Genomic DNA, 20,975 nt, shown 5'->3' on the forward strand with positions numbered 1-20,975 from the left:
ACCAGCCGCCCGGTCTTGCACTGCGGGCATTGGTGGATGTCAATCTGCGCCACGCGGGCCATGAAGGCTTGGGGCGAGAGGGTCAGGCCTTAAATCTCAAGGCCCCATCTACTCCGTGACGACGTTTTGGCAGGGCAGCGAACGGCTGCTTTGGGCACCTTGCAGCCCCCAAGGCCTGAACACTGACCGGCTCCTTTGACCGAGGCCGGTCATTGAAGCCGAAATCGCTTGTACGGCTGTGGCAGCAACTTTGGTGTACTGGCAGCCTTACATGCCCGCGTAGTTCGGCCCACCGCCCCCCTCGGGCGTGACCCAGACGATGTTCTGGGTCGGGTCCTTGATGTCGCAGGTCTTGCAGTGCACGCAGTTCTGCGCATTGATTTGCAGGCGGTCGCTGCCGTCTTCGTTCTTCATGAACTCGTAGACGCCGGCCGGGCAGTAGCGGGCCTCGGGGCCGCCGTACAGGGCCAGGTTGATGCGCACAGGCACAGTGGCGTCTTTCAGCGTCAGGTGAGCCGGTTGGTTCTCTTCGTGGTTGGTGTTGGACACGAACACCGAGGAGAGACGATCAAAGGTCAGCTTGCCATCGGGCTTGGGGTAGTCGATCTTGGCGCACTCGGCCGCGGGCTTGAGGTAGAGGTGATCGGCCTGCGGGCGGTGGATGGTCCAGGGCGGGGCCTTGAAGCCCAGCTTGGGCAGCAGCCATTGCTCGATGCCCGTCATCAGGGTGCCGACGGTATTGCCCTTCTTGAACCACTGCTTGAAGTTGCGCGACTGGTTCAACTCCGCATGCAGCCAGCTTTGTTCGAAGGCGGCCGGGTAGGCGCTCAGCTCGTCGTGTTGACGGCCGGCGGCCAGGGCCTCGAAGGCGGCCTCGGCCGCCAGCATGCCGGTCTTGATGGCGGCATGGCTGCCCTTGATGCGGGCGGCGTTCAGGTAACCGGCATCGCAGCCCACCAGGGCGCCGCCAGGGAAGACGGTCTTGGGCAGGCTCAGCAAGCCACCCGCGGTGATGGCGCGGGCACCGTAGCTGATGCGCTTGCCGCCTTCGATGTGTTTGCGGATGCTGGGGTGGGTCTTCCAGCGCTGCATTTCCTCGAAGGGCGAGAGCCAGGGGTTTTTATAGTCCAGCCCGACCACATAGCCCAGCGTGACCTTATTGCCTTCCAGGTGGTAGAGGAAGCCGCCGCCATAGGTGTCGCCGTCCATGGGCCAGCCGGCGGTGTGCACCACCTGGCCGGGCTTGGCTTGCGCCTCGGGCACTTCCCACAGCTCCTTGATGCCGATGGCATAACTTTGTGGGTCCTTGCCAGCGTCGAGCTGGAACTTGGCGATCAGCTGCTTGCCCAGATGGCCGCGCGCGCCCTCGGCAAAGACGGTGTACTTGCCCAGCAGCTCCATGCCCAGCTGGAAGTTTTCGGTCGGCTCGCCGTCCTTGCCCACGCCCAGATTGCCGGTGGCCACGCCGCGCACGCTGCCGTCTTCGCCATAAACAATCTCGGCGGCGGTGAAGCCGGGGAAGATTTCCACGCCCAGGGCTTCGGCCTGCTCACCCAGCCATTTGGTCACAGCGCCCAGGGAGATGACGTAGTTGCCATGGTTGTGGAAGCACTCGGGGATCAACCACTGCGGGGTTTGCGTGGCGCCGGTCTCGTTCAGGAACAAGACCTCGTCATCGCTGACGGCCTGGTTCAGCGGAGCGCCCAGCTCTTTCCAATTGGGCAGCAGCTCGGTCAGGGCGCGTGGGTCCATCACCGCGCCGGAGAGGATGTGGGCGCCGGGCTCGGAGCCTTTTTCCAGCACCACGACGGAGAGTTCCTGGCTCTTGGCCGCAGCCAGTTGCTTGAGGCGAATGGCGGTGGCCAGGCCACCGGGGCCGGCGCCGACGACGACCACGTCGTATTCCATGGATTCGCGGGGGCCGTATTGGGCGAGGAGGTCCTGGCTTGTCGTCATTGTGAGGGTCCTGGTAGATCAATTGGCCGCAATTCTAGCCAGCCTGAGGACTAAAAAGCACGATCGTTCGATTTTGTAGACGCTGGGGTCTACCCGCCTTGGCGCGGGGGTGTTCAGGGGCGACGGGTCGAGGCCAGCGTGTCGCGTGGCGACTCGTCGAACATCTCGCGGTACTCCTGGGCGAAACGGCCCAGATGATAAAAGCCCCAGCGCAAGGCCACCTCGGTGATGTGGCTGTGGGGCTCGGCGCGTAGCAACTCCTCGTGCGCCTGGCGCAGACGCAGCTCGCGCAACATGCGCATGGGGCTGACCCCGCGGTAGCGCTGAAAACCCAGGAACAAGCTGCGCACGCTCACCCCTGCCACGGCGGCCAACTGAGCGGGGCTCAAGGCCTCGTGGCAATGCGCCAGCAAGAACTCTTCCACCAGGCGCACCGTGCGCGGCGCCAAGGGCGCGCCACTGCCGCGCAGCAGCGCGCTGTGGTCATGCGCCTGGCCGGCCAGCAGGGCGGCGATCAGGCGGTGTTGCAGCTGCAAGGCCGAGAGCGGGTAGCGGCTGGCCAGGGGCAAGGCCAGCGCTTGAGGGCTGGCCGCCTGTGTGGCGGCCGCAAAGTCGAACAAGGAGAGCAGGGCTTCTTGCAAGGCGGGCTGGGCCTCCAGGCGCAGCTGGGGCGCGAACACCGGGGCGCTCAAGCCGGGCTCGCCACACCAGCTCTGCGCAAAGCGCTGCACCGCTGTGGCCTCGATGCGCAGCAGCAATTGCTCATTGCCCGCATGCCAGCGCATGCGCAGATCGGGCTGGGGCGAGAGCAGGCTGGCGCAAGCCTCGTCGGAGAGAAAGTCGTGGCTGCCGCTGGCAATCTCGGCCTGGCCTTGCAGCGGGATCTGGATCAGATAAAAGCGCTCCAGCGGGCCGGGCAGGATGTCGACCGTGGCGCCGTAGCGCAGCCGGCTCATGCTCAGCAAGCCCAGGGGCAGATGATCCATCTGCATGGCCACCGGCCGGCTTCCAGAGCCTGCCAAACCGCTACGCCGGGGCTCCAGGCGATGCGGTTTGAACACCCGGCCGACCAGGGCCTGGGCCTGTTCCACATCGTCGGACTCAAACAGCAGGCGGCGCGCGGCCGCACGCTCCCAGCCTTGGCTGAGTTGCTGTGCGGCACTGAGGCGGGGCTGTTGTGAGGCCATGGTCGGGGCGTCTAGCGCTAAAGCGAGCGCGGGGATTTGTTGCAAATCAATGTAGCAGCGCAGGGCCGCGGCTTGTCACTGGGCAGACCCGCAGCCGGGCCCAAGTTCTTGCACTTTTTGGATAGTGCTTGCAGCCAGTGGATAGCCGCTTGGGCCCAGGCCTTGGAGCATGGGCCACCGAACAACAAGCAACGGAGACAGGCGTATGCAAGGACTTCAGGACAAGGTGGTGATCGTCACCGGCGGAGCAACCCTGATCGGGCGTGCCGTGGTGGATGGCTTGTTGGGCTATGGCGCCCGGGTGGCGGTGCTGGATCTGGATGCGGCCGGCGTGCAGGCCCTGGCCGCACGCCAGGACGCCCGGCTGCTGGCGCTGAAGCTGGATCTCACCGACGACGCGGCCCTGGCCTATGCCGTGGGCCAGGTGCGCGAGCGCCTGGGCGGGGTGGACGGCTTGGTGAATCTGGCCTGCAGCTATCTGGACCAGGGCCTGGCCTCGCCGCGCTCGGAATGGCTGCAGGCCCTGGATGTGAATCTGGTCAGCGCCGTGATGATGGTGCGGGCCGTGCGCGAGCTGATGGTGGCGCGGGGCGGCGGCGCCATTGTCAACTTCACCAGCATTTCCTCCAAGGTGGCGCAGACCGGGCGCTGGCTTTACCCGGTGTCCAAGGCCGCCCTGGTGCAACTGACCCGCAATATGGCCATGGACCTGGCGCCGGATCGCATCCGTGTCAACTCCGTCTCGCCCGGCTGGACCTGGTGTCGGTTGATGGAGGAGTTGAGCCAGGGCGACCGGGCCAAGACCGATGCGGTGGCCGCGCCTTTTCATCTGCTGGGCCGGGTGGGTGAACCAGCCGAGGTGGCCGAGGTGGTGGCATTCTTGCTGTCAAGCCACGCCAGCTTTGTCACCGGCGCCGACTACGCGGTGGACGGCGGCTACTCCGCCATGGGCCCCGAGCAAAACCAGCCCGCCATCCCCAAGCTTGCTGTTTGAACCCCGCTCAATGGAGACTGCCATGAACAAGACTTCTTCCCGTCGTATCGCCATCGTCGGCGCCGGTCAGTCCGGTCTGCCCTTGGCACTCTCGCTGCAGGCCCGTGGCGACGAGGTCACCCTGCTCAGCAATCGCAGCGCCGCGCAGATCCGCGGCGGCCGGGTGATGTCCAGCCAATGCATGTTCGACGCAGCCTTGCAGATCGAGCGCGATCACCAGCTGGATTGGTGGGGCCAGGACTGCCCGCCGGTGCAAGGCATAGGCTTGTGCGTGCCCAACCCCGACCCCGCTGCGCCGCGCGGCACCAAGCTGATCGACTGGGCCGCGCCCTTGCACAAACCGGCCCAGGCGGTGGACCAGCGCCTCAAGATGCCGGCCTGGATGGAGGCCTTCGAGCAGCGCGGCGGGTGCTTGATCTTGCAGGAGGCCGGTATTGAGGAGCTGGAGGAGTTGGCGGCCAGCCATGATCTGCTGGTGCTGGCGGCAGGCAAGGGTGAGATCGTCAACCAGCTCTTTGCCCGCGACGCCGAGAAAAGCATTTACGACCGCCCGCAGCGTGCCCTGGCCCTGACCTATGTGCAAGGCATGCTGCCGCGCGAGCCTTACTCCCGGGTCTGCTTCAATCTGATTCCCGGTGTGGGCGAATACTTTGTGTTCCCGGCGCTGACGCTGAACGGCGCCTGCGAGATCATGGTGTTCGAGGGCGTGCCCGGCGGCCCCATGGACTGCTGGGCCGACGTCAAAACCCCCGAGCAGCATCTGGCCCGCAGCTTGGAGACCCTGCAGCGCTTTCTGCCCTGGGAAGCCGAGCGCTGCCGCGATGTGCGTCTGACCGACGACTTGGGCACCCTGGCCGGCCGCTTCGCACCCACGGTGCGCCGGCCCGTGGGCCGCCTGCCTTCGGGCCGGCTGGTGCTGGGCATGGGCGACGCGGTGGTGGTCAACGACCCCATCACCGGCCAGGGCAGCAATAACGCCACCAAGGCCTTCCAGGTCTATTACGACGCGATCTGCGCGCGTGGCGATCAGGCCTTTGATGCTGGCTGGATGCAGGCCACCTTCGACCGCTACTGGGCCTATGCCAAGGACGTGGTGCGCTGGACCAATATGCTCCTGGCCCCGCCGCCCGAGCACATCTTGCAACTGCTGGGCGCGGCGGGCCAATGCCCCAGCATTGCCAGCGCGATTGCCAATAACTTCGACCACCCGCCCGCCTTCTTCCCCTGGTGGGGCGATGCGCAGGAATGCCAGCGCTTTGTTGCCCAACATATGGAGAGGCAGGCGGCATGAATGCGCGACAAGATGTGGCTGCGGCCACCGCGCCATCGGCCTTGAGTCAAGACCTGACCCCCACGGCGCTGCGCCAAAGCCTGGGCTGTTTTCCCAGCGGGGTCACGGTGGTCACGGCAAGGGCGGCGGATGGCCGCCCCGTGGGACTCACGGTCAACTCTTTTGCCTCCTTGTCGCTGGAGCCGCCGCTGCTGCTCTGGAGCCTGGCCAACCGTTCGCCCAATCGCCAGGCCTTCAGGCAGGCCACGCATTTCGCCATCCATGTGCTGGCGGCCCACCAGGGCGAAACCGCACTGCAGTTCGCCAACTCGCGCCTGCCCGACAAGTTCCAGGGCATCGCCTTGCAGCCGCCGCTATGGGCCGAGGCGCCGCCCTTGTTGGCCGACAGCCATGCCTTGTTTTTGTGCGAGAGTCGGGACGCGATCGAATCCGGTGACCACACCTTGTTCATCGGCCGCATCCAGCAGCACCGGCGCGATCAGGGCGCGCCACTTTTGTTTTATCGCGGGCAGTTTGGTGAAGTTAAAACTTAGGAGACACGCAATCATGGCCGGTCAAACCATCAAGATCCAAGCCGCTGACGGCAGCGGCAGCTTCAGCGCCTATCTGGCCCTGCCGCCCGGCGGCACGGGCCCCGGCATCGTCTTGGCCCAGGAAATCTTTGGCATCAACGAGTTCGTGCGCCAGACGGCGGATTACTACGCCGAGGAGGGCTATGTGGTGATCGCCCCCGATCTGTTCTGGCGCCAGCAGCCCGGCGTGGAACTGGGTTACTCCGAAGCAGAGTGGCAGCAAGCCTTTGGCTTCTTCCAGGGCTTTGATCGCGACAAGGGGGTGGAGGACATTGGCGCCACCCTGCAAGCCCTGCGTGCCCGGCCCGAGTTCGCGGGCAAGGCGGGGGTGCTGGGCTTTTGCCTGGGCGGCATGCTGGCCTTTATGAGCGCCTGCCGCCTGGATGTGGATGTGGCCGTGGGCTATTACGGCGTGGGCATGGAGAACAAGCTGGACGAGGCGGCCAACATCCGCGGCCGCCTGGTGCTGCACTTTGCCGAGAAGGACGGCTACTGCACGGCCGAGGCCCGCGCCACCATCATGCAAGCCTTGCAGCAGCGCCCCAGCACCGAGCTTTATGTCTACCCCGGTGTGGACCATGCGTTTGCCCGCCCGGCCTCCCCGCATTTCGACAAGGCCTCGGCCCTGATGGCCCATCAGCGCTCGGTGGCCGCCTTCAAGGCCGAGATGGGCCCGCACTACGACTTCTCGGCGCTCTGGGACAAGCATTGCGAATACGAGTTCGCCAGCCGCAATGTGGACGACACCATGGCCACCATGGTGGCCCAGCCCTACGTCAACCACATTCCCACCATGACGGGCGGTGTGGGCCATGACGCGCTCAAACGCTTTTACAAATACCACTTCGTCAACAGCAATCCACCCGATACGCGGCTGATCCCCATCTCCCGCACCATAGGCGCCACCCAGATCGTGGACGAGCTGTTGTTCTGCTTCACCCATAGCTGCGAGATCGACTGGATGCTGCCCGGCATCGCGCCCACCGGACGCGAGGTGCAGATCCCCTTGGTGGCCATTGTCAAGTTCCGTGGCGACAAGCTCTACCACGAGCACATCTACTGGGATCAGGCCTCGGTGCTGGTGCAGATCGGCAAGCTGGACCCGAGCGGCCTGCCGGTGGCGGGCATGGAGACGGCGCGCAAACTGCTGGACGAGAAGCTGCCGTCGAACCGCTTGATGCCTAGTTGGAGTGGCAGCGAAGGTAAGCCGATCTAGCCTTCAGCGAGCAGGCAAAGAGAGGGGCTGCCCGCCTGCTTTTGCTTCGCTTGTGTGACAGCCAGGCTTAGGCCCAGCGTGCTATCGTCTTTGCAATTCCTGAGAGGAAAGCAAAGATGAGTTACAGCATTGATTTATCGGGCCGCGTGGCCCTGGTGACCGGCGCTTCCAGCGGCCTGGGGGCTCAATTCGCCAAGACCCTGGCCCAGGCCGGTGCCTGTGTGGTGCTGGCGGGTCGCCGCACCGAACGCCTCAAAACCTTGCGCAGCGAGATCGAGGGTGCGGGCGGCGACGCCCACGTGGTGCATCTGGATGTGACCGATCTGGACAGCATCAAATCGGCCGTGGCCCATGCCGAGACCGAGGTCGGCACGCTGGATATCTTGATCAATAACTCCGGCGTCAGCACCACCCAGCGCCTCACCGATGTGGGGCCGGATGATTACGACTTCGTCATGGACACCAATGTGCGCGGCGCCTTTTTTGTGGCGCAAGAAGTGGGCAAGCGCATGTTGGCGCGGGCGCGCGGTTCGGCACCGGGCACCTTTATCGGCGGGCGCATCGTCAATATTGCCTCCATGGCCGGCCTGCGGGTGCTGAGCCAGATCGGCGTTTATTCCATGAGCAAGGCGGCCGTCATCCACATGACCCGGGCCATGGCCCTGGAATGGGGCAAGTACGGCATCAATGTCAACGCCATCTGCCCCGGCTATATCGACACCGAGATCAACCACCACCACTGGGGCACCGAGCAGGGCCAGAAGCTGGTGGAGCTGCTGCCCCGCAAGCGCGTGGGTCAACCGCGGGATCTGGATACCTCCTTGCTGATGCTGTGCGCCAACGAGAGCCATTTCATCAATGGCGCGGTGATTCAGGCCGACGATGGATTTGGAGTCTAAGCAGCGATGGCTTTGCGAACTTTGAGCGCCCTGGAGGCGCGTGTGCTGGCGGTGTTGGTGGAAAAGGAATCCACCGTGCCTGATAGTTACCCCCTGTCCCTGAATGCCCTGACCCTGGGCTGCAACCAGAAGACCGCGCGTGAGCCGGTGATGGCCGCCAGCGAGGCCGATGTGCTGGCGGCGCTGGAGGAATTGAAGGCCATGCATCTGGTCAGCACCGTCAGCGGTAGCCGGGTGGTGCGCTTCGAGCATAACGGCGCGCGTGGCCTGGGCGTGCCCGGTGCGGCCCTGGCCTTGCTGACCTTGCTGATGCTGCGCGGCCCGCAAACGGCGGCCGAGCTGCGGCTCAATACCGAGCGGCTACACCGCTTTGCCGATATCTCATCGGTGGAAGGTTTTCTGGAAGAGCTGGCCGAGCGTCAGCCGGCCTACGCCGTCAAGCTGCCCCGCGCGCCTGGCGCCCGAGAGCCGCGTTGGGCCCATCTGCTCTGCGGTGAGGTTGCATTGCCGGCGCCCGGCCAAGCGGCCCCGCCGCGTGACGATGAGCTGGCCTTTTTGCGCGCCGAGCAGCAGCGCTTGAGCAGCGAGGTCGAGCAACTCAAGGCCTTGGTGCAGCGTATGGCGGCTGAACTCGGCATCAGCTGATGCGCTTCGATCTGCCTCAGGATAGGAAGCTGGTCTACGAGACCCGCTTTCCGATTCGCTGGGGCGATATGGACGCCATGGGCCATGTCAACAATACGATCTACTTCCGCTATCTGGAGATCGTGCGGGTGGAGTGGTTTGACAAGCTGGATGCCGCCCCTAACCCCAAGGGTCAAGGCCCGGTGATCGTCAATGCCTGCTGTACCTTTCACAAACAGCTGGAGTACCCGGGCGAGGTGCTGGCCAAGCTGTTCGTGAGCAATCCGGGCCGCAGCAGCTTTGAGGAATGGGTGACGTTGGAACGGGCGGATCAGCCAGGCCTCATCTACGCCAGCGGCGGTGCGACGGTGGTGTGGACCGACTTTCCGACCCAAAAGTCGGTGCCGCTGCCCGAGGATTTGCGCGCCTTGCTGGTTTGAGCCGCGTGCTCAGAGGTCGCCCATCTCGGCCACCAGTGTTTGCCAGACCTCGTGGCCGCTCAGCCCATTGCTGAGAAAAACCAGGCCGCTTTTGCGTGTGGGCGAGAACTGGCTATAGGCTCTGAAGCCCGTGCTATTGGCGCCCGAGTGATAGGCGATCACGCCCTGGGCCGTGGGGTTGAGCGCAAAGCCCAGACTCCATTGCACGCTGTCGCTATGCGCCAAGCCTGGCCGCTGGATCGGTGGGCGCGACTTCACTTCGACCTGTGGGCTGAGCATCTGTGAGGGCGCCTGGGCGATCATCAGGCTCAGGAAGCGGGCGTAGTCCTTGGCCGTCGTGTAAAGCGTGTAGCCCGCGTTGGCCTGGGCGTAGCGGGCGAGCGGCAGCGCTTGGCCGTCCTCGGCATGGCCGCGGGCACGCAAGGCGTCCAAAGCGGGCGTCAACACAAAGCCGCTGTGCCGCATGGCCTGGGGCTCGAAGAGCTGGCGCTGGGCCATGTCTTGCAAGAGCTGGCCCTCGATGTGCTCCAGGCAGTTTTGCAGCAAGGCATAGCCTTCACCGGAGTAGCGGAAGTCGCTGCCGGGTTGGAAGGCGAGGCCGAGGGCGGGCCGATCAGGTTTGCTCTCGGCGTCTTCCTCACGCCAATTGGGCAAACCCGATCGGTGGCTAAGCAGATGGCGCGGCGTGATCTGGGCACGCCAAGTTTGTTGCTGTGCCGGGGTCGCATGCGTATCGGCAAAAAAGGCTTGCAAGGCCGCCTCTGGCATCTGCTCGGCCACGGGTCTATCGAGTGCCAGCCGCCCCAGCTCGCAAGCCCGCATCGCCAGCCAGGCAAACACGGGCTTACTCATGGAGGCGGCCTCGAAGACCGTGTCCGCTTGAATCGCGGCTTGGGGTTGGCCAGCCCGCTTCGTGCCGTAGCAAAGAGTCCAGATGGTCTGCCCACCCCGCAGCAGGCAGAGCTGGGCGCCGGGCACGGCGAACTGCTGGCAAAGGGCTGGCAGCTGGCGGCTAAGCCAGGCCTGGGTCGCTTGATCGGCTGCTGGCCTGCCAAGACTTGCCGCCGGGGTCAGGTCTTGCCCCCTAGCCTCGGCCTGCCATGTGAGCACGCCGCTCAGCGCCGCCGTGTCCCGCAGCAACTGGCGGCGTGTCAGCGGCCTCACTTGAAGCGGTACTGGGCGCTGATGTAGCCAAAGCGACCGCGCGGGTCGGTGTAGCTGGGGTCGTAGCCAGAGATGAAGAAGTAGGCCTGGTTGGAGAAGGGCGGGGCGGTGTCGAACAGATTCTTCACACCCGCGCGCAGGGTGAAGGCCTTGTTGACATCCCAGGCGGCCGACATATCCCAGAGCGAGTAAGCCTTCACCACATTGGGCGCGACCACGGTGCCGGAGTTGGTGTCGATGGCCGAGTTCTGGTCGGTGTAGCTGCTGGAGTAGTTATTCGCCAGGGCGAGGCTCCATGGGCCAGAGGACCAGTCCAAGGTCAGGCGATGGCGCCAGCGCTGCACCACGCCGTTGGTGACGAACTTGCCCAGATCGCTGACGAAGTCGTCGCCGTAGCCGGTCTGCTTCTCGGATTTGAGCACCAGGGTGCCGACCAGCTTGGCGCCGAACTGACCGATCGAGGTGTTGAGCCGCTTGAGGTCGAAGGTGAAGTCCAGGCCGGAGGCGCGCTGCTTGCCGCGGTTCTCTTTGCGCAATTCGATGAAGCAGATGGAGGAGTCGCTGGCGTCGTAGGCGCAACCGGGCAGGCCCTCGTTCATGTTGTAGCGATGGACCAGATTGCCGTACTTGGCCAGATTGCCGAGGATCACGTCGTCGCCGATGGTGCTGATCAGATCGGTCTTCTCGATATTCCAGTAGTCCAGGCCCAGGCTCAGCATGGGGTGGGGTTCCACCACCACGCCAAAGCTGAACTGCTTGGATTTCTCGGGCTTCAGATTCGGGTTGGCATAGGTGCGGGTCTTCCACAAATCGGCGCAGAAGCCCAGATCGTTGTCGTTCTCTGCCATACAGACCGGGTCGGGCAGGGTGGCGGTTTCGCCGGTTTTGACCGGGCGATACATATCGTTGAGCGAAGGCGCGCGGAAGCCGGTACCGGCCGAGGCGCGCAGCACCATCTCCTTGATGGGCGCGTAGCGCAGGCCCAGCTTGGGATTGGTGGTGCCGCCCACCACATCGTAGTGATCGTGGCGCAGGGCGAATTGCAGTTCCAACTCCTTGGTGATGGGGGCGCTGATTTCGCCGTAAACGGCCCAGACCTTGCGCGAGTTGTCGGTGAACTGTGCGTCGCCGGGGGTGGGGTCGCCCACGATATTGTCGGAAATCAGCAGGTCTGAGGCGGCCGAGCGACTGGCTTCGCGGCGCAGTTCCGCGCCCACCGCAATGGCCAGGTCGCCGCCGGTCAGCTTGGCCAGCGAGCGACTGCCCTTGATGTCAAACACATCCATGGTGCCGGTGGCATTGCGCACCTCTTGATTGATCTGATTGCTCTGCAGGAACTTCAGGCCTTCGGCGGACTGGGGGCCGAAGGGGTTGATCACGCCATTGGCGAAGGCCTCCATGGTCTTGTCGTACAGCAGGTAGCCGGCCACATCGCGGTCCGACACCTTGTTGACGCTGTGGTTGTAGGCCAGGTTGTAGTCCCAGGCGCCCAAGCTGCCTTCCATGCCCAGCACAAAGCGGCTGCCGCTGCTCACCACCTCGCTGGTGCGGCGGCCGGCATCGAGCAAGCGGGTGCGCACGGTCAGGCTGCGCAACTCGTCGCCCGGGTCGGCGGCGGCCAGGCTGGTCTTGGCCAGGCCTGGGATCAGGCTGACGTCCATCTCGCCGTCGATGCGGTTGGAGGTGCCGGTGTAAAAGCTCTTGGCCTGGGTCAGCGAGACCTCGGCAAAGAGCTGGTGCTGCTCGCTCAGGGCAAAAACGCCTCGGCCCAGGAAGTCGATCTTGTCGGTCTTGGGCGAGAGCTCGATGTCCCGCATGTAGTCATAGGTGCAGCCGTCCACGCCGCCGATGCCGTCCGGCAGGTACAGGGTGTGGGGCGGGTTGCAATTGGGGGCGCTGAGATTGATGGTGCGGGTGGAGATGGGCTTGCCATTGATGGCGAAGCCTTCGTCCTCCAGGGCACTGAGTTGGCCGCGCGTCAGGCGAATATTGGCCGGGAAACCCGCAGAGGACAGCAGATGCGGCAAGCGCTTGGGGATCTCCAGATCGCTGATGAATTTGCGCTGCGAGGTGGAGAGGGCGTTGGTGTGCTGATAGTCCAGCACGCCGAAGATATTGAAGCGGTCCCGGCTGATGTCGCCCAGGCCGCCCGCCAGGGAAACAGTGTGTTTGCCAGCGCCCCCTTCCTGGGTGTTGCCGGCGTAGACCTCCACTTCCAGGCCTTGGTAGTCCTTGCGGGTGATGAAGTTGATGACGCCACCGATGGCGTCCGTGCCGTAGATGGCGGAGGCGCCGTCCAACAGCACTTCCACTCTCTGGATGGCAGCGACCGGGATGTTGTTGAGGTCGACGCCCGAGTCGTCGCCCGGCGAGGCGAAGTTGGCCATGCGCCGGCCATTCAAAAGCACCAGGGTGGAGGAGGTGCCCAGGCCGCGCAGATTGGCGGAGTTGAAGCCCATCTGGTCCTTGAAGCCGCCCGTGCCAATGCTGACGCCGTCGGTCAAGCTATTGCTGGCGGCACTGAGGCTGGCCACCAACTCGGCCGCGGTGGTGATGCCGGACTTGACCATATCGGCACGGGTGATCACCTGCACCGGCAGGGCGCCTTCGGCTTCGATGCGCTTGATCGCTGAGCCGGTGATCTCCACCCGCTCCAACTTCTTGGTCTCCTCGTCCTTGGTCTGCGCCTGACTCGAAAGTGCGGACATCGCACCCAAGGCCAGCAAGCAGGCCTGCAAGCTCAGGCGTTTCTTCAACCCAGCGCTGCTGGGCGTTTGCTTGTAAGCGTGGCGAAGCGTGGAGGCTTTGTTAGTCATGAGGAGGGTCCGCTTGGGGCTGAGGATGGGAGGGGCTTGATCGGCGCTTGATGACGGGCGTGTGTCGGTGCATGCAGTCCAGGGCTTGCAAGCGCTGCACAGATGCGAACTTCGCACAGCTTTGCACTCAGTCTAGAAAGCTAGTGCGCCCAGGGCCAGTGGGTAAACACAGGCTCAGTCGCGTGAATGCAACTCTTGGCCGCACAAGCTGTCCATTGAATTAGGGGGAAGGGCGGCTCCGGCTGCTCGCCCCAGGTCGGCTACCATCAAGCGGCGCATGCACGGCGCGAGTCGTGTTGCCTGAACCCCTAGGTTTTGCCTGCATCGCCAGGCGATTCGCTAACCCCTGATTTCAACAGCCCAAAACTTGCAGCGCGGCCTCGGCCGCCCCCGATCTCATGAAGAAAGTGTTGCCCTTTTTGCCGCGCACCTGGCTGCTCTGCCTTGTATTTGCCGTGGGCGGGGTGGGGGCAGGCAGTTCGGCTGTCGCAGCCGATTCGGTACTGGGTGCCGGCCAGGTGCAAAGCCCGACCAATCCCAAGACCGGGGTGTGGACGGTGATTCGCGGCCCCGGCAATCAGGCCAGCAAATCCGCGCCGGCCACGGCCACGCCCTCGTCCAGCGCCACGCCCTCGCCCTTGGGGGCCCTGCCGCCAGGGCCTGCGGGGGCCGAGCCGGCCATCAAGGGCTATGCCGTGCCCATAGGCGGAGCCTTGAAGGCCGACAACGATGAGGTCTGGGGCCGCATCGTCGCCCTGGCCGGCGGCAAGGGCGCGCGCTTTGTGGTGTTCAGCACCGCGTCCGAAGACCCCGAGGCCAGTGCACGCCAGACGGTGGATCTCTTGCAGCGCCGCGGCGCCGTGGCCGAGGCCTTGCCGGTGGCGCCCAAATTCAGCTGGGTGGACTTGAACAAGGTGGTGCGCGACCCGGCCCTGATCAACAAGATCAAGAACGCGCGCGGCGTCTTTTTCACCGGCGGGGCGCAGGAGCGCATCGTCGATGTGCTGGCACCCGGCGGCCACCCCACGCCCATGCTGGAGGCGATTTGGGATGTCTACCGCCGCGGTGGTGTGGTGGCGGGCACCTCGGCCGGGGCGGCCATCATGAGCACGGTGATGTTCCGCGACGCGCCCAGCGTCATCAATATCATGAAGGGCAAGTGGGTGGAGGGCAAACAGATCGATCGAGGCCTGGGCTTTGTCGGCCCCGATCTGTTTGTTGATCAGCACTTCCTCAAGCGCGGCCGCTTCGGCCGCATGATCCCGCTGATGATGGCCAAGGGCTACAAGCTGGGCCTGGGCGTGGACGAGAACACGGCCGCCATCATCCACGGCGATGAGATCGAGGTGATAGGCGGCAAAGGCGCCTTGATGGTGGACCTGGGCGAGGTCAAGACCGACCCGACCCTGGGCGCTTTCAACGTCACCAATGCGCGCCTGAGCTATCTGGACCATGGCGACAAATTCAATCTGCGCACCCGCGTCACCCAGCCCTCGGCCATCAAGCTGAGGGGCGAGAAGCTGGACCCTTTCTCGGCCGAGTTCAAGCCTTACTACACCGAGGAGCTGTTCCATCTCGATATGCTGGGCGACTCCACCATCTCCAATGCGATGAGCTATCTGATCGACAGCAATCGCAACGAGGTGCGCGGCCTGAGCTTTGATGTGCTGCCCAAGCCGGGCGACCCGGTGGCCGATCTGGGTTTTTTGTTCCGCTTGTACAAGGGCAAGGGCAGTTATGGCTGGAGCACCGACGAGCTGGGGGGCGAGGAGTACACCGTCGTCAATGTCTTTCTGGACGTGACCCCGGTGCGCTTGCCCCAGCCCATCTTCGGGCCTTGGCAGGCGGGGACCCGCGTCGCGCCGGGCACCGCGCCTGGGGTGGTCGAGCGCGGAGACGGCGCGCAGTAGGGCCCGCGCTTCGGCATAAAAAAGGCCTCATCGAGAGGCCTTTTGTTTTGCAGAATCAGCCGCCTGTTGCGGCCGCCAGCTGTTCCTTCAGCGCTTCGACCTCGGCCTTCAAGGCCTTGTTCTCTTCCGTCAGCTCGGCCACCGTGGACTGCAAGAGCTTGAGCTGAGCCTCGCGATTGCGCAGATCGATCTCGCTGGCGGAGAGCTCTTCGGCCTCGGCGGCGCCGGCGCCTTCCTCGCCTTCGGCGGCGGCCTTGGGCGGGCGGCTGCCGGCCTTGCCTTCGCGCACGCGCTTGGCGGCTTGCTGCAACTCCTTCTTGCCGCCGGCCACGGCCGCGACCTGTTCTTCCTGCGGCAGGCTGGCCACGGTGGCGGCGGCGTTGATGGAGATGGTGCCGGCCTTGACGGCCTCGACCAGTTCGGGCGCGGCGCTTTTCTGAATCTTTTCGATCTGCACCACGGTGTTGGCGCTGATGCGGGCGGCCTTGGCAATCGCCTCGCGGGTGTTCAGGCGCTCGGGCGGCGGCAGGTCGGCAGCCAGGGCGGGGTCAGGTCTTGCGTCGCCCTCGGCCCAGGGGGCTTCGGCCTCGCTGGGGGCGGTGGCACCCATCACGCGGGCGGCGACGATTTCTTTCTTGCGCAAGGCCAGCACGCCGCGCTGGAAATCGGAGACGCTGCGGCGGCCCAGATGCTGGTCGATCATCCACAGATGGACATCGTCCATGGACTTGAAGCGGGGGTTCTGAATCGTCTGAAACGGGATGCCGTGTTTCTGGCAGATGCCGTAGCGGTTGTGGCCGTCCACCAGCACATCGCCCCAGAGCACCAGGGCGTCGCGGCAGCCCTCGCTCAGGATGCTGCGCTCCAGGGCCTGGTGCTCATCAGGCGTCAAGGGGTCGATATAAGCGCGCAGTTCATCAAGGACGGTGATATTCATGGAGGATCGTTGACTCGGTTCGGCAAGAGGGGGCGCATTATCTCAGCTGCCCAGAAATTGCCGACTCAGGCCCGCCAAGGCACAAAGCCCCAGCAGCGGCAGAACGCCCAGCTTGAAGCGGAACAAGGCCAGCAGGGCCAGGGCCGTGAGCGCGGCGCTGAAGACATCGAGCGGGCCTTGCCAGCCCTGCGGCCACAGGGTGTGAGCGGCGAAGAACAGGGCCAGATTCAGGATTACACCGACGACGGCGGCGGTGATGGCCGTCAGCGGTGCGGTGAAGCGCAGCTGGCCATGGGTGGCTTCGACCAGCGGGCCACCAGCCAGGATGAAGACGAAGGAGGGCAAAAAGGTGAAGAAGGTCACCAAGCTGGCCGCCAGGGCCGCGCCGAGAAAGACATGCTCCGGCCCCAGCACCGCCTGGCCCCAGCCGCCCACAAAGCCAACAAAGGCCACCACCATGATGAGCGGGCCGGGCGTGGTCTCGCCCAGGGCCAGACCGCCCATCATCTGGGCCGCGCTGAGCCAGGCAAAGTGATCCACCGCGCCTTGGTAGACGTAGGGCAGCACGGCATAGGCGCCGCCAAAGGTCAGCAAGGCGGCCTTGGTGAAGAACCAGCCCATCTGGCTGAGCGTGTGCTGCCAGCCGAAACACAGGACTAGCGCGGCCATGGCGGCGGCCCACAGAGCCAGGCCGATGGCGATGACCCGCAGCAGGCGCGGCCAGCTGAACAGGGCATGGGCGGGTGTGGGCGTGTGGTCGTCGATCAGCGCCGCCGGATGGGGCAGGCCGGCCTGGTTCTGGCCGCCATGCCCGCCGCCGAGCTCAAAGGTTTGCGGCCAGCGCTTGGCGCCGAAATGGCCGATCAGGCCGGCGGCCAGCACGATCAGGGGGAAGGGTGCCTTCAGGATGAAGATGGCGAGGAACGCGGCAGCCGCCAAGGCCCAAAGCCAGCGATTGCGTAGAGCGCGACCGCCTATGCGATGGGCCGCATGCAGGACCAGGGCGGTGACGGCGGGCTTGAGGCCGTAGAAGATGCCGGCAATCAAGCTCAGCTGCCCGTAGGCCAGATAGATCCAGCTCAGCAAGATCAGGATGAAGAGCGAAGGCAGCACGAACAAGGCACCGGCCACGATGCCGCCCCAGCCGCGATGCATCAGCCAGCCGATATAGGTCACCAATTGCTGGGCCTCGGGGCCGGGCAAGAGCATGCAGTAGTTGAGCGCGTGTAAAAAACGCTTCTCGCTGATCCAGCGGCGGCGCTCGACCAACTCGGTATGCAGGATGGCGATTTGCCCGGCCGGCCCTCCAAAGCTGATGAAACCCAGTTTGAGCCAGAAGGCCAGGGCCTGCCAGAAGCTGACCGGATCGGGCGGGGCGCTTGCGGTGGAGGTATTTGGCTTGGTGCGCATGGCTGTGCAGCTGGCGAAGGGCAGGGCCCGCAGTTTGCCTGAGACAATAGGCCCATGACTTGCCCAGAAACTCCCGCCCCGACCGCGCCGGCTCGCCCCGAGGGCTTCCTGCGTGTGCAAGCCGCCTTGCAGGCCCAACAGCACCCTCATGCCCCTCTGTGGCTGGAAGCCACGGCACGCACCTCGCAAGAGGCTGCCGAGGCCCTGGGCGTGAGCCTGGGCCAGATCGCTAAATCGGTGGTCTTCCGGCGCAAATCGGACGAGGCCGCCGTCCTGGTGATCGCCTCGGGTGACCGGCGCGTGGACGAGAAGAAACTAGCCGCTCACACCGGGCCGCTAGGCCGCGCCGATGCCGACTATGTGAAATCGCGCACCGGCTTTTCCATCGGCGGCGTTTCTCCCCTGGGCTTCGCGCCGCAAGAGGGCATGAGCCGGCCGCTGCTGTTTGTGGACCGCGAGCTGTTTCGCTTTGATGTGATTTGGGCAGCGGCGGGCCATCCTAACGGCGTGTTTCCCATGAGCCCGGCCCAGCTGGAGGCGCTGACCGGCGCACCGGTGATCGACGTGGTGCAAGACCCGAGCAACTGAAAAAGACATGAGCTTGAATACGACGACCTTGGTGGCGCCGACCCCGGCCTCCACCGTCAAATCGCCTTGCAGCAATGTCTGCAAGATGCATGAGCCCACCGGCTGGTGTCAGGGTTGTGCTCGCACTATTCCTGAGATCACGATCTGGTCCAAGGCCGACGACGCCACCCGCCTGGCCATCCTGGCCCTGCTGCCTGCGCGCCGCGAGATCTTGGTCGAGCAGGGCATCTTCACGGCGGCTGCAGAGACCAGCGGCCCCTGAGCCAGCGATGCCCAGCGGCGACGCCTCCCCATTTCCTCAAGAGCATTCCATGAAGCATCTGCGTTTTTACTTTGATCCCATCTCGCCGTACGCGGCCCTGGCCTTCGAGCGCTTGCCCGAGGCCCTGGCCGGCTGCAGCTATAGCGTGGAGTACCGCCCCATCTTGTTCGCGGCCCTGCTGCATGCCGTGGGCCAAAAAGGCCCGGCAGAGATCGAGCACAAACGCCAGTGGACCTTCCGCCAGATCGCCTGGGCGGCGCACAAGCTGGGCATTCCGATGCAGGTGCCGGCTCAGCATCCCTTCAACCCCCTGCCTTTGCTGCGCCTGGCCTGGGCCAGCGCACCGGCGGGTGGCACGCCGAATCGCCTGACGGTGGAAAAGATCTTCCGCCATGTCTGGCGCGCGCAAGGCGCAGATGCCGCCTCGCCCGAGCGTCTGGCCGCGCTGACGCAGGAGCTGAACCCGCCGCGCGACCCGGCCAGCGAAGAGATCAAAGAAAACTTACGCGACGCCAGCGAACAAGCCCTCAAGCTGGGCGTCTTCGGCGTGCCCACCATCGAGGTGGACGGCAAGCTGTTCTGGGGCCTGGACGCGCTGGAGATGGTGGCCGCCTATCTGCGCGGTGACCCCTGGTTTGAGCAGGGCGATTGGGAGGCCGCGGCCCGTGCTCGGCCCGGCGTAGTGCGCCGCGCCATGCATTGAGGCAGGCCTGATCTGCTCCTTCCCTATGAAAAGGCCGCGCAAGCGGCCTTTTTTGTGTCTCAAGACTTACCCTTGATCTTGGTTCGAATTCCGCATTGTGAGAGTTTTGCCTAGGGTTGCAGCCCATTTTGTCAGCCAGCGTTCAGCGCGGCGTCAGAGTTAGGTCAGAGCCGGGCTCCATAGTTGCCCCCAAGAGTTACCGGTCGGTGGCTCTCAAGCAAATACGGAGACTTCTCACCATGGCAACTGCTACCGCAGTGACCACCAACACGCCCATGACCGCCGAGGAGAAGAAGGTCATCTTCGCCTCCTCGCTGGGCACCGTGTTCGAGTGGTACGACTTCTACCTCTACGGCTCCTTGGCTCCCATCATCGCCAAGCAGTTCTTCAGCCAACTCGACCCGCAAGCGGCCTTCATCGCCTCCTTGCTGGCCTTCGCCGCCGGCTTCATCGTCCGCCCCTTCGGCGCCCTGGTGTTCGGTCGTCTGGGCGACATGATTGGTCGCAAGTACACCTTCTTGGTGACCATCCTGATCATGGGTCTGTCGACCTTTATCGTCGGTGTGCTGCCGGGCTCGGCCACCATCGGTGCAGCCGCGCCGGTGATCCTGATCGGTCTGCGCATGCTGCAAGGCTTGGCGCTGGGCGGTGAGTACGGCGGTGCTGCCACCTATGTGGCCGAGCATGCGCCACAGGGCAAGCGGGGCGCTTACACCTCCTGGATCCAGACCACGGCCACGCTGGGTCTGTTCCTGTCCCTGATGGTGATTCTGGGCACCCGCAGCGCCATCGGTGAAGCCGCCTTTGCCGACTGGGGCTGGCGCGTGCCTTTCATCGTTTCCATCTTGCTGCTGGGTATCAGCGTGTGGATTCGTTTGAGCATGAACGAATCGCCCGCCTTCCAGAAGATGAAGAGCGAGGGCAAGACCTCCAAGGCCCCGCTGTCCGAATCCTTCGGCCAGTGGAAGAACCTGAAGATCGTGCTGCTGGCGCTGTTCGGTCTGGTGGCGGGCCAGGGTGTGGTCTGGTACACGGGTCAGTTCTATGCCCTGTTCTTCCTGACCAGCGTCTTGAAGGTGGATGGCTCGACAGCGAACATCTTGATCGCAGTCTCGCTGCTGGTCGGTACGCCTTTCTTCGTGGTCTTCGGCACCCTGTCTGACAAGATCGGCCGCAAGCCCATCATCATGGCCGGTCTGCTCTTGGCCATCGTGACCTACTTCCCGCTGTTCAAGGCGCTGACCAACGCGGCCAACCCTGATCTGGCCCAAGCTCAGGCGACCTCGCAGATCACCCTGACGGTGGACACCAGCACCTGCTCCTTCCAAGGCAGCCCGATTGCTCGCGAAGTGGACTTCACCAGCTCTTGCGACATCGCCAAGCGTGCCCTGGCCCAGTCGTCCGCCAGCTACGAAACCGTGGCCGGCCCGGCTGGTTCGGTGGCCGTCATCAAGATCGGTGAAAAGGTCGTCAATGGTTTGAACGCCACCAAGCTGAACGAACACAAGTTCGATGAAGCCACGGTCAAGGGCATTGCTGCCTTCAAGAAGGAATTGTCTGAAGGCCTGAAGGCTGCTGGCTACCCCGCCAAGGCCGATCCTGCCAAGGTCAACAAGCCTCTGGTTGTGGCCATCCTGAGCATCTTGGTCCTGTACGTGACCATGGTCTACGGCCCGATTGCCGCCATGCTGGTTGAAATGTTCCCGACCCGCATCCGCTACACCTCGATGAGCCTGCCTTATCACATCGGTAACGGCTGGTTCGGTGGCATGCTGCCTTCCATCACCTTCGCGATGGTGGCGCAGAACGGCAATATCTATCACGGCCTCTGGTACCCCATCGGCATCGCCGCCATGACCCTGGTCATCGGCCTGCTGTTTGTCCGTGAAACCAAGGATGTCAACATCTACGCAGGTGACTGAGTCAGGACTCAGGACTTGTGATTGAGACGAGAAGGGCGGCCGAGAGGCCGCCCTTTTTCATTGCGATGGCACTTGCTGGCTGGT

18 protein-coding genes are annotated in these 20,975 nt (G+C 64.5%); 12 read left to right on the plus strand and 6 right to left on the minus strand.

Annotated features, from left to right (window positions below; translation table 11 throughout):
• Nucleotides 1-267: 267 nt before the first annotated feature.
• The gene (locus tag DBR47_RS02365; RefSeq protein ID WP_124446451.1) at nucleotides 268-1,956 is read right to left on the minus strand and encodes an electron transfer flavoprotein-ubiquinone oxidoreductase; all 1,689 of its coding nucleotides are present in this window, start codon (nucleotides 1,954-1,956) and stop codon (nucleotides 268-270) included.
• Nucleotides 1,957-2,069: 113 nt separating this feature from the next.
• Nucleotides 2,070-3,143 (minus strand): AraC family transcriptional regulator, encoded by a 1,074-nt coding sequence (locus DBR47_RS02370; protein ID WP_124446453.1) that lies wholly within the window; start codon nucleotides 3,141-3,143, stop codon nucleotides 2,070-2,072.
• Between the two features lie 205 nt (nucleotides 3,144-3,348).
• Between DBR47_RS02370 and DBR47_RS02375 the strand changes: the two genes are divergently transcribed.
• From DBR47_RS02375 to DBR47_RS02405, 7 genes are all read left to right on the plus strand, one after another.
• Nucleotides 3,349-4,137, plus strand: a complete 789-nt coding sequence (locus DBR47_RS02375; RefSeq protein WP_124446455.1) for an SDR family oxidoreductase — start codon at nucleotides 3,349-3,351, stop codon at nucleotides 4,135-4,137.
• Between the two features lie 22 nt (nucleotides 4,138-4,159).
• On the plus strand, nucleotides 4,160-5,428 hold the full coding sequence (locus tag DBR47_RS02380) for a styrene monooxygenase/indole monooxygenase family protein (RefSeq protein ID WP_124446457.1): 1,269 nt from the start codon (nucleotides 4,160-4,162) through the stop codon (nucleotides 5,426-5,428).
• Nucleotides 5,425-5,961: a flavin reductase family protein gene (locus DBR47_RS02385; protein WP_124446459.1), complete on the plus strand. Its 537-nt coding sequence runs from the start codon at nucleotides 5,425-5,427 to the stop codon at nucleotides 5,959-5,961. The genes DBR47_RS02380 and DBR47_RS02385 overlap by 4 nt, the downstream gene beginning before the upstream one ends.
• A gap of 13 nt (nucleotides 5,962-5,974) precedes the next feature.
• Nucleotides 5,975-7,216: a dienelactone hydrolase family protein gene (locus DBR47_RS02390; protein WP_124446461.1), complete on the plus strand. Its 1,242-nt coding sequence runs from the start codon at nucleotides 5,975-5,977 to the stop codon at nucleotides 7,214-7,216.
• Nucleotides 7,217-7,332: 116 nt separating this feature from the next.
• Nucleotides 7,333-8,115 (plus strand): SDR family oxidoreductase, encoded by a 783-nt coding sequence (locus tag DBR47_RS02395; protein ID WP_124446463.1) that lies wholly within the window; start codon nucleotides 7,333-7,335, stop codon nucleotides 8,113-8,115.
• Between the two features lie 6 nt (nucleotides 8,116-8,121).
• Nucleotides 8,122-8,760, plus strand: coding sequence for a YceH family protein (locus DBR47_RS02400; RefSeq protein ID WP_197046820.1), 639 nt, complete (start codon nucleotides 8,122-8,124; stop codon nucleotides 8,758-8,760).
• Complete coding sequence (locus DBR47_RS02405) at nucleotides 8,760-9,179, plus strand: thioesterase family protein (protein WP_124446465.1); 420 nt, start codon at nucleotides 8,760-8,762, stop codon at nucleotides 9,177-9,179. Before DBR47_RS02400 ends, DBR47_RS02405 begins: the two co-directional genes overlap by 1 nt.
• Nucleotides 9,180-9,188: 9 nt before the next feature.
• On the opposite strand, the gene DBR47_RS02410 is transcribed toward DBR47_RS02405, so the two are convergent.
• Both DBR47_RS02410 and DBR47_RS02415 read right to left on the minus strand, forming a co-directional pair.
• Nucleotides 9,189-10,343 carry a serine hydrolase gene (locus DBR47_RS02410; protein WP_124446467.1) on the minus strand — a complete coding sequence of 385 codons (1,155 nt, stop codon included), beginning with the start codon at nucleotides 10,341-10,343 and terminating at the stop codon, nucleotides 9,189-9,191.
• Complete coding sequence (locus DBR47_RS02415) at nucleotides 10,340-13,159, minus strand: TonB-dependent receptor (RefSeq protein ID WP_124446469.1); 2,820 nt, start codon at nucleotides 13,157-13,159, stop codon at nucleotides 10,340-10,342. Before DBR47_RS02415 ends, DBR47_RS02410 begins: the two co-directional genes overlap by 4 nt.
• A 398-nt stretch (nucleotides 13,160-13,557) precedes the next feature.
• Between DBR47_RS02415 and DBR47_RS02420 the strand changes: the two genes are divergently transcribed.
• Complete coding sequence (locus DBR47_RS02420; protein ID WP_124446471.1) at nucleotides 13,558-15,069, plus strand: cyanophycinase; 1,512 nt, start codon at nucleotides 13,558-13,560, stop codon at nucleotides 15,067-15,069.
• Nucleotides 15,070-15,124: 55 nt separating this feature from the next.
• On the opposite strand, the gene DBR47_RS02425 is transcribed toward DBR47_RS02420, so the two are convergent.
• Entirely contained in the window at nucleotides 15,125-16,006 is an 882-nt protein-coding gene (locus tag DBR47_RS02425) for a plasmid replication/partition related protein (RefSeq protein ID WP_124446473.1), read from the minus strand.
• A 42-nt stretch (nucleotides 16,007-16,048) separates the two neighbouring features.
• Nucleotides 16,049-17,416, minus strand: a complete 1,368-nt coding sequence (gene chrA, locus DBR47_RS02430) for a chromate efflux transporter (RefSeq protein ID WP_124446475.1) — start codon at nucleotides 17,414-17,416, stop codon at nucleotides 16,049-16,051.
• A gap of 54 nt (nucleotides 17,417-17,470) precedes the next feature.
• On the opposite strand from chrA, the gene DBR47_RS02435 reads away from it, so the two are divergent.
• From DBR47_RS02435 to DBR47_RS02450, 4 genes are all read left to right on the plus strand, one after another.
• Nucleotides 17,471-18,004, plus strand: coding sequence for a YbaK/EbsC family protein (locus DBR47_RS02435; protein WP_124446477.1), 534 nt, complete (start codon nucleotides 17,471-17,473; stop codon nucleotides 18,002-18,004).
• A 7-nt stretch (nucleotides 18,005-18,011) separates the two neighbouring features.
• Nucleotides 18,012-18,266 carry a DUF1289 domain-containing protein gene (locus DBR47_RS02440; protein ID WP_124446479.1) on the plus strand — a complete coding sequence of 85 codons (255 nt, stop codon included), beginning with the start codon at nucleotides 18,012-18,014 and terminating at the stop codon, nucleotides 18,264-18,266.
• Nucleotides 18,267-18,315: 49 nt separating this feature from the next.
• The gene (locus DBR47_RS02445) at nucleotides 18,316-18,969 is read left to right on the plus strand and encodes a 2-hydroxychromene-2-carboxylate isomerase (RefSeq protein ID WP_124446481.1); all 654 of its coding nucleotides are present in this window, start codon (nucleotides 18,316-18,318) and stop codon (nucleotides 18,967-18,969) included.
• Nucleotides 18,970-19,208: 239 nt separating this feature from the next.
• Complete coding sequence (locus DBR47_RS02450; protein ID WP_197046821.1) at nucleotides 19,209-20,891, plus strand: MFS transporter; 1,683 nt, start codon at nucleotides 19,209-19,211, stop codon at nucleotides 20,889-20,891.
• Nucleotides 20,892-20,975 lie beyond the last annotated feature (84 nt).

This window comes from Paucibacter sp. KBW04 (assembly GCF_003852425.1).
Classification (GTDB): domain Bacteria; phylum Pseudomonadota; class Gammaproteobacteria; order Burkholderiales; family Burkholderiaceae_C; genus Paucibacter_A.

Excerpts from the sequence above, each read along its gene's own strand:
- DBR47_RS02370 (WP_124446453.1), bottom strand. The coding sequence starts at position 3,143 with ATGGCCTCACAACAGCCCCGCCTCAGTGCCGCACAGCAACTCAGCCAA.
- DBR47_RS02450 (WP_197046821.1), top strand. The coding sequence starts at position 19,209 with ATGGCAACTGCTACCGCAGTGACCACCAACACGCCCATGACCGCCGAG.
- DBR47_RS02445 (WP_124446481.1), top strand. The coding sequence starts at position 18,316 with ATGAAGCATCTGCGTTTTTACTTTGATCCCATCTCGCCGTACGCGGCC.
- DBR47_RS02380 (WP_124446457.1), top strand. The coding sequence starts at position 4,160 with ATGAACAAGACTTCTTCCCGTCGTATCGCCATCGTCGGCGCCGGTCAG.
- DBR47_RS02390 (WP_124446461.1), top strand. The coding sequence starts at position 5,975 with ATGGCCGGTCAAACCATCAAGATCCAAGCCGCTGACGGCAGCGGCAGC.
- DBR47_RS02440 (WP_124446479.1), top strand. The coding sequence starts at position 18,012 with ATGAGCTTGAATACGACGACCTTGGTGGCGCCGACCCCGGCCTCCACC.
- DBR47_RS02415 (WP_124446469.1), bottom strand. The coding sequence starts at position 13,159 with ATGACTAACAAAGCCTCCACGCTTCGCCACGCTTACAAGCAAACGCCC.
- chrA (WP_124446475.1), bottom strand. The coding sequence starts at position 17,416 with ATGCGCACCAAGCCAAATACCTCCACCGCAAGCGCCCCGCCCGATCCG.
- DBR47_RS02405 (WP_124446465.1), top strand. The coding sequence starts at position 8,760 with ATGCGCTTCGATCTGCCTCAGGATAGGAAGCTGGTCTACGAGACCCGC.
- DBR47_RS02365 (WP_124446451.1), bottom strand. The coding sequence starts at position 1,956 with ATGACGACAAGCCAGGACCTCCTCGCCCAATACGGCCCCCGCGAATCC.
- DBR47_RS02395 (WP_124446463.1), top strand. The coding sequence starts at position 7,333 with ATGAGTTACAGCATTGATTTATCGGGCCGCGTGGCCCTGGTGACCGGC.
- DBR47_RS02420 (WP_124446471.1), top strand. The coding sequence starts at position 13,558 with ATGAAGAAAGTGTTGCCCTTTTTGCCGCGCACCTGGCTGCTCTGCCTT.
- DBR47_RS02375 (WP_124446455.1), top strand. The coding sequence starts at position 3,349 with ATGCAAGGACTTCAGGACAAGGTGGTGATCGTCACCGGCGGAGCAACC.
- DBR47_RS02425 (WP_124446473.1), bottom strand. The coding sequence starts at position 16,006 with ATGAATATCACCGTCCTTGATGAACTGCGCGCTTATATCGACCCCTTG.
- DBR47_RS02385 (WP_124446459.1), top strand. The coding sequence starts at position 5,425 with ATGAATGCGCGACAAGATGTGGCTGCGGCCACCGCGCCATCGGCCTTG.
- DBR47_RS02435 (WP_124446477.1), top strand. The coding sequence starts at position 17,471 with ATGACTTGCCCAGAAACTCCCGCCCCGACCGCGCCGGCTCGCCCCGAG.
- DBR47_RS02400 (WP_197046820.1), top strand. The coding sequence starts at position 8,122 with ATGGCTTTGCGAACTTTGAGCGCCCTGGAGGCGCGTGTGCTGGCGGTG.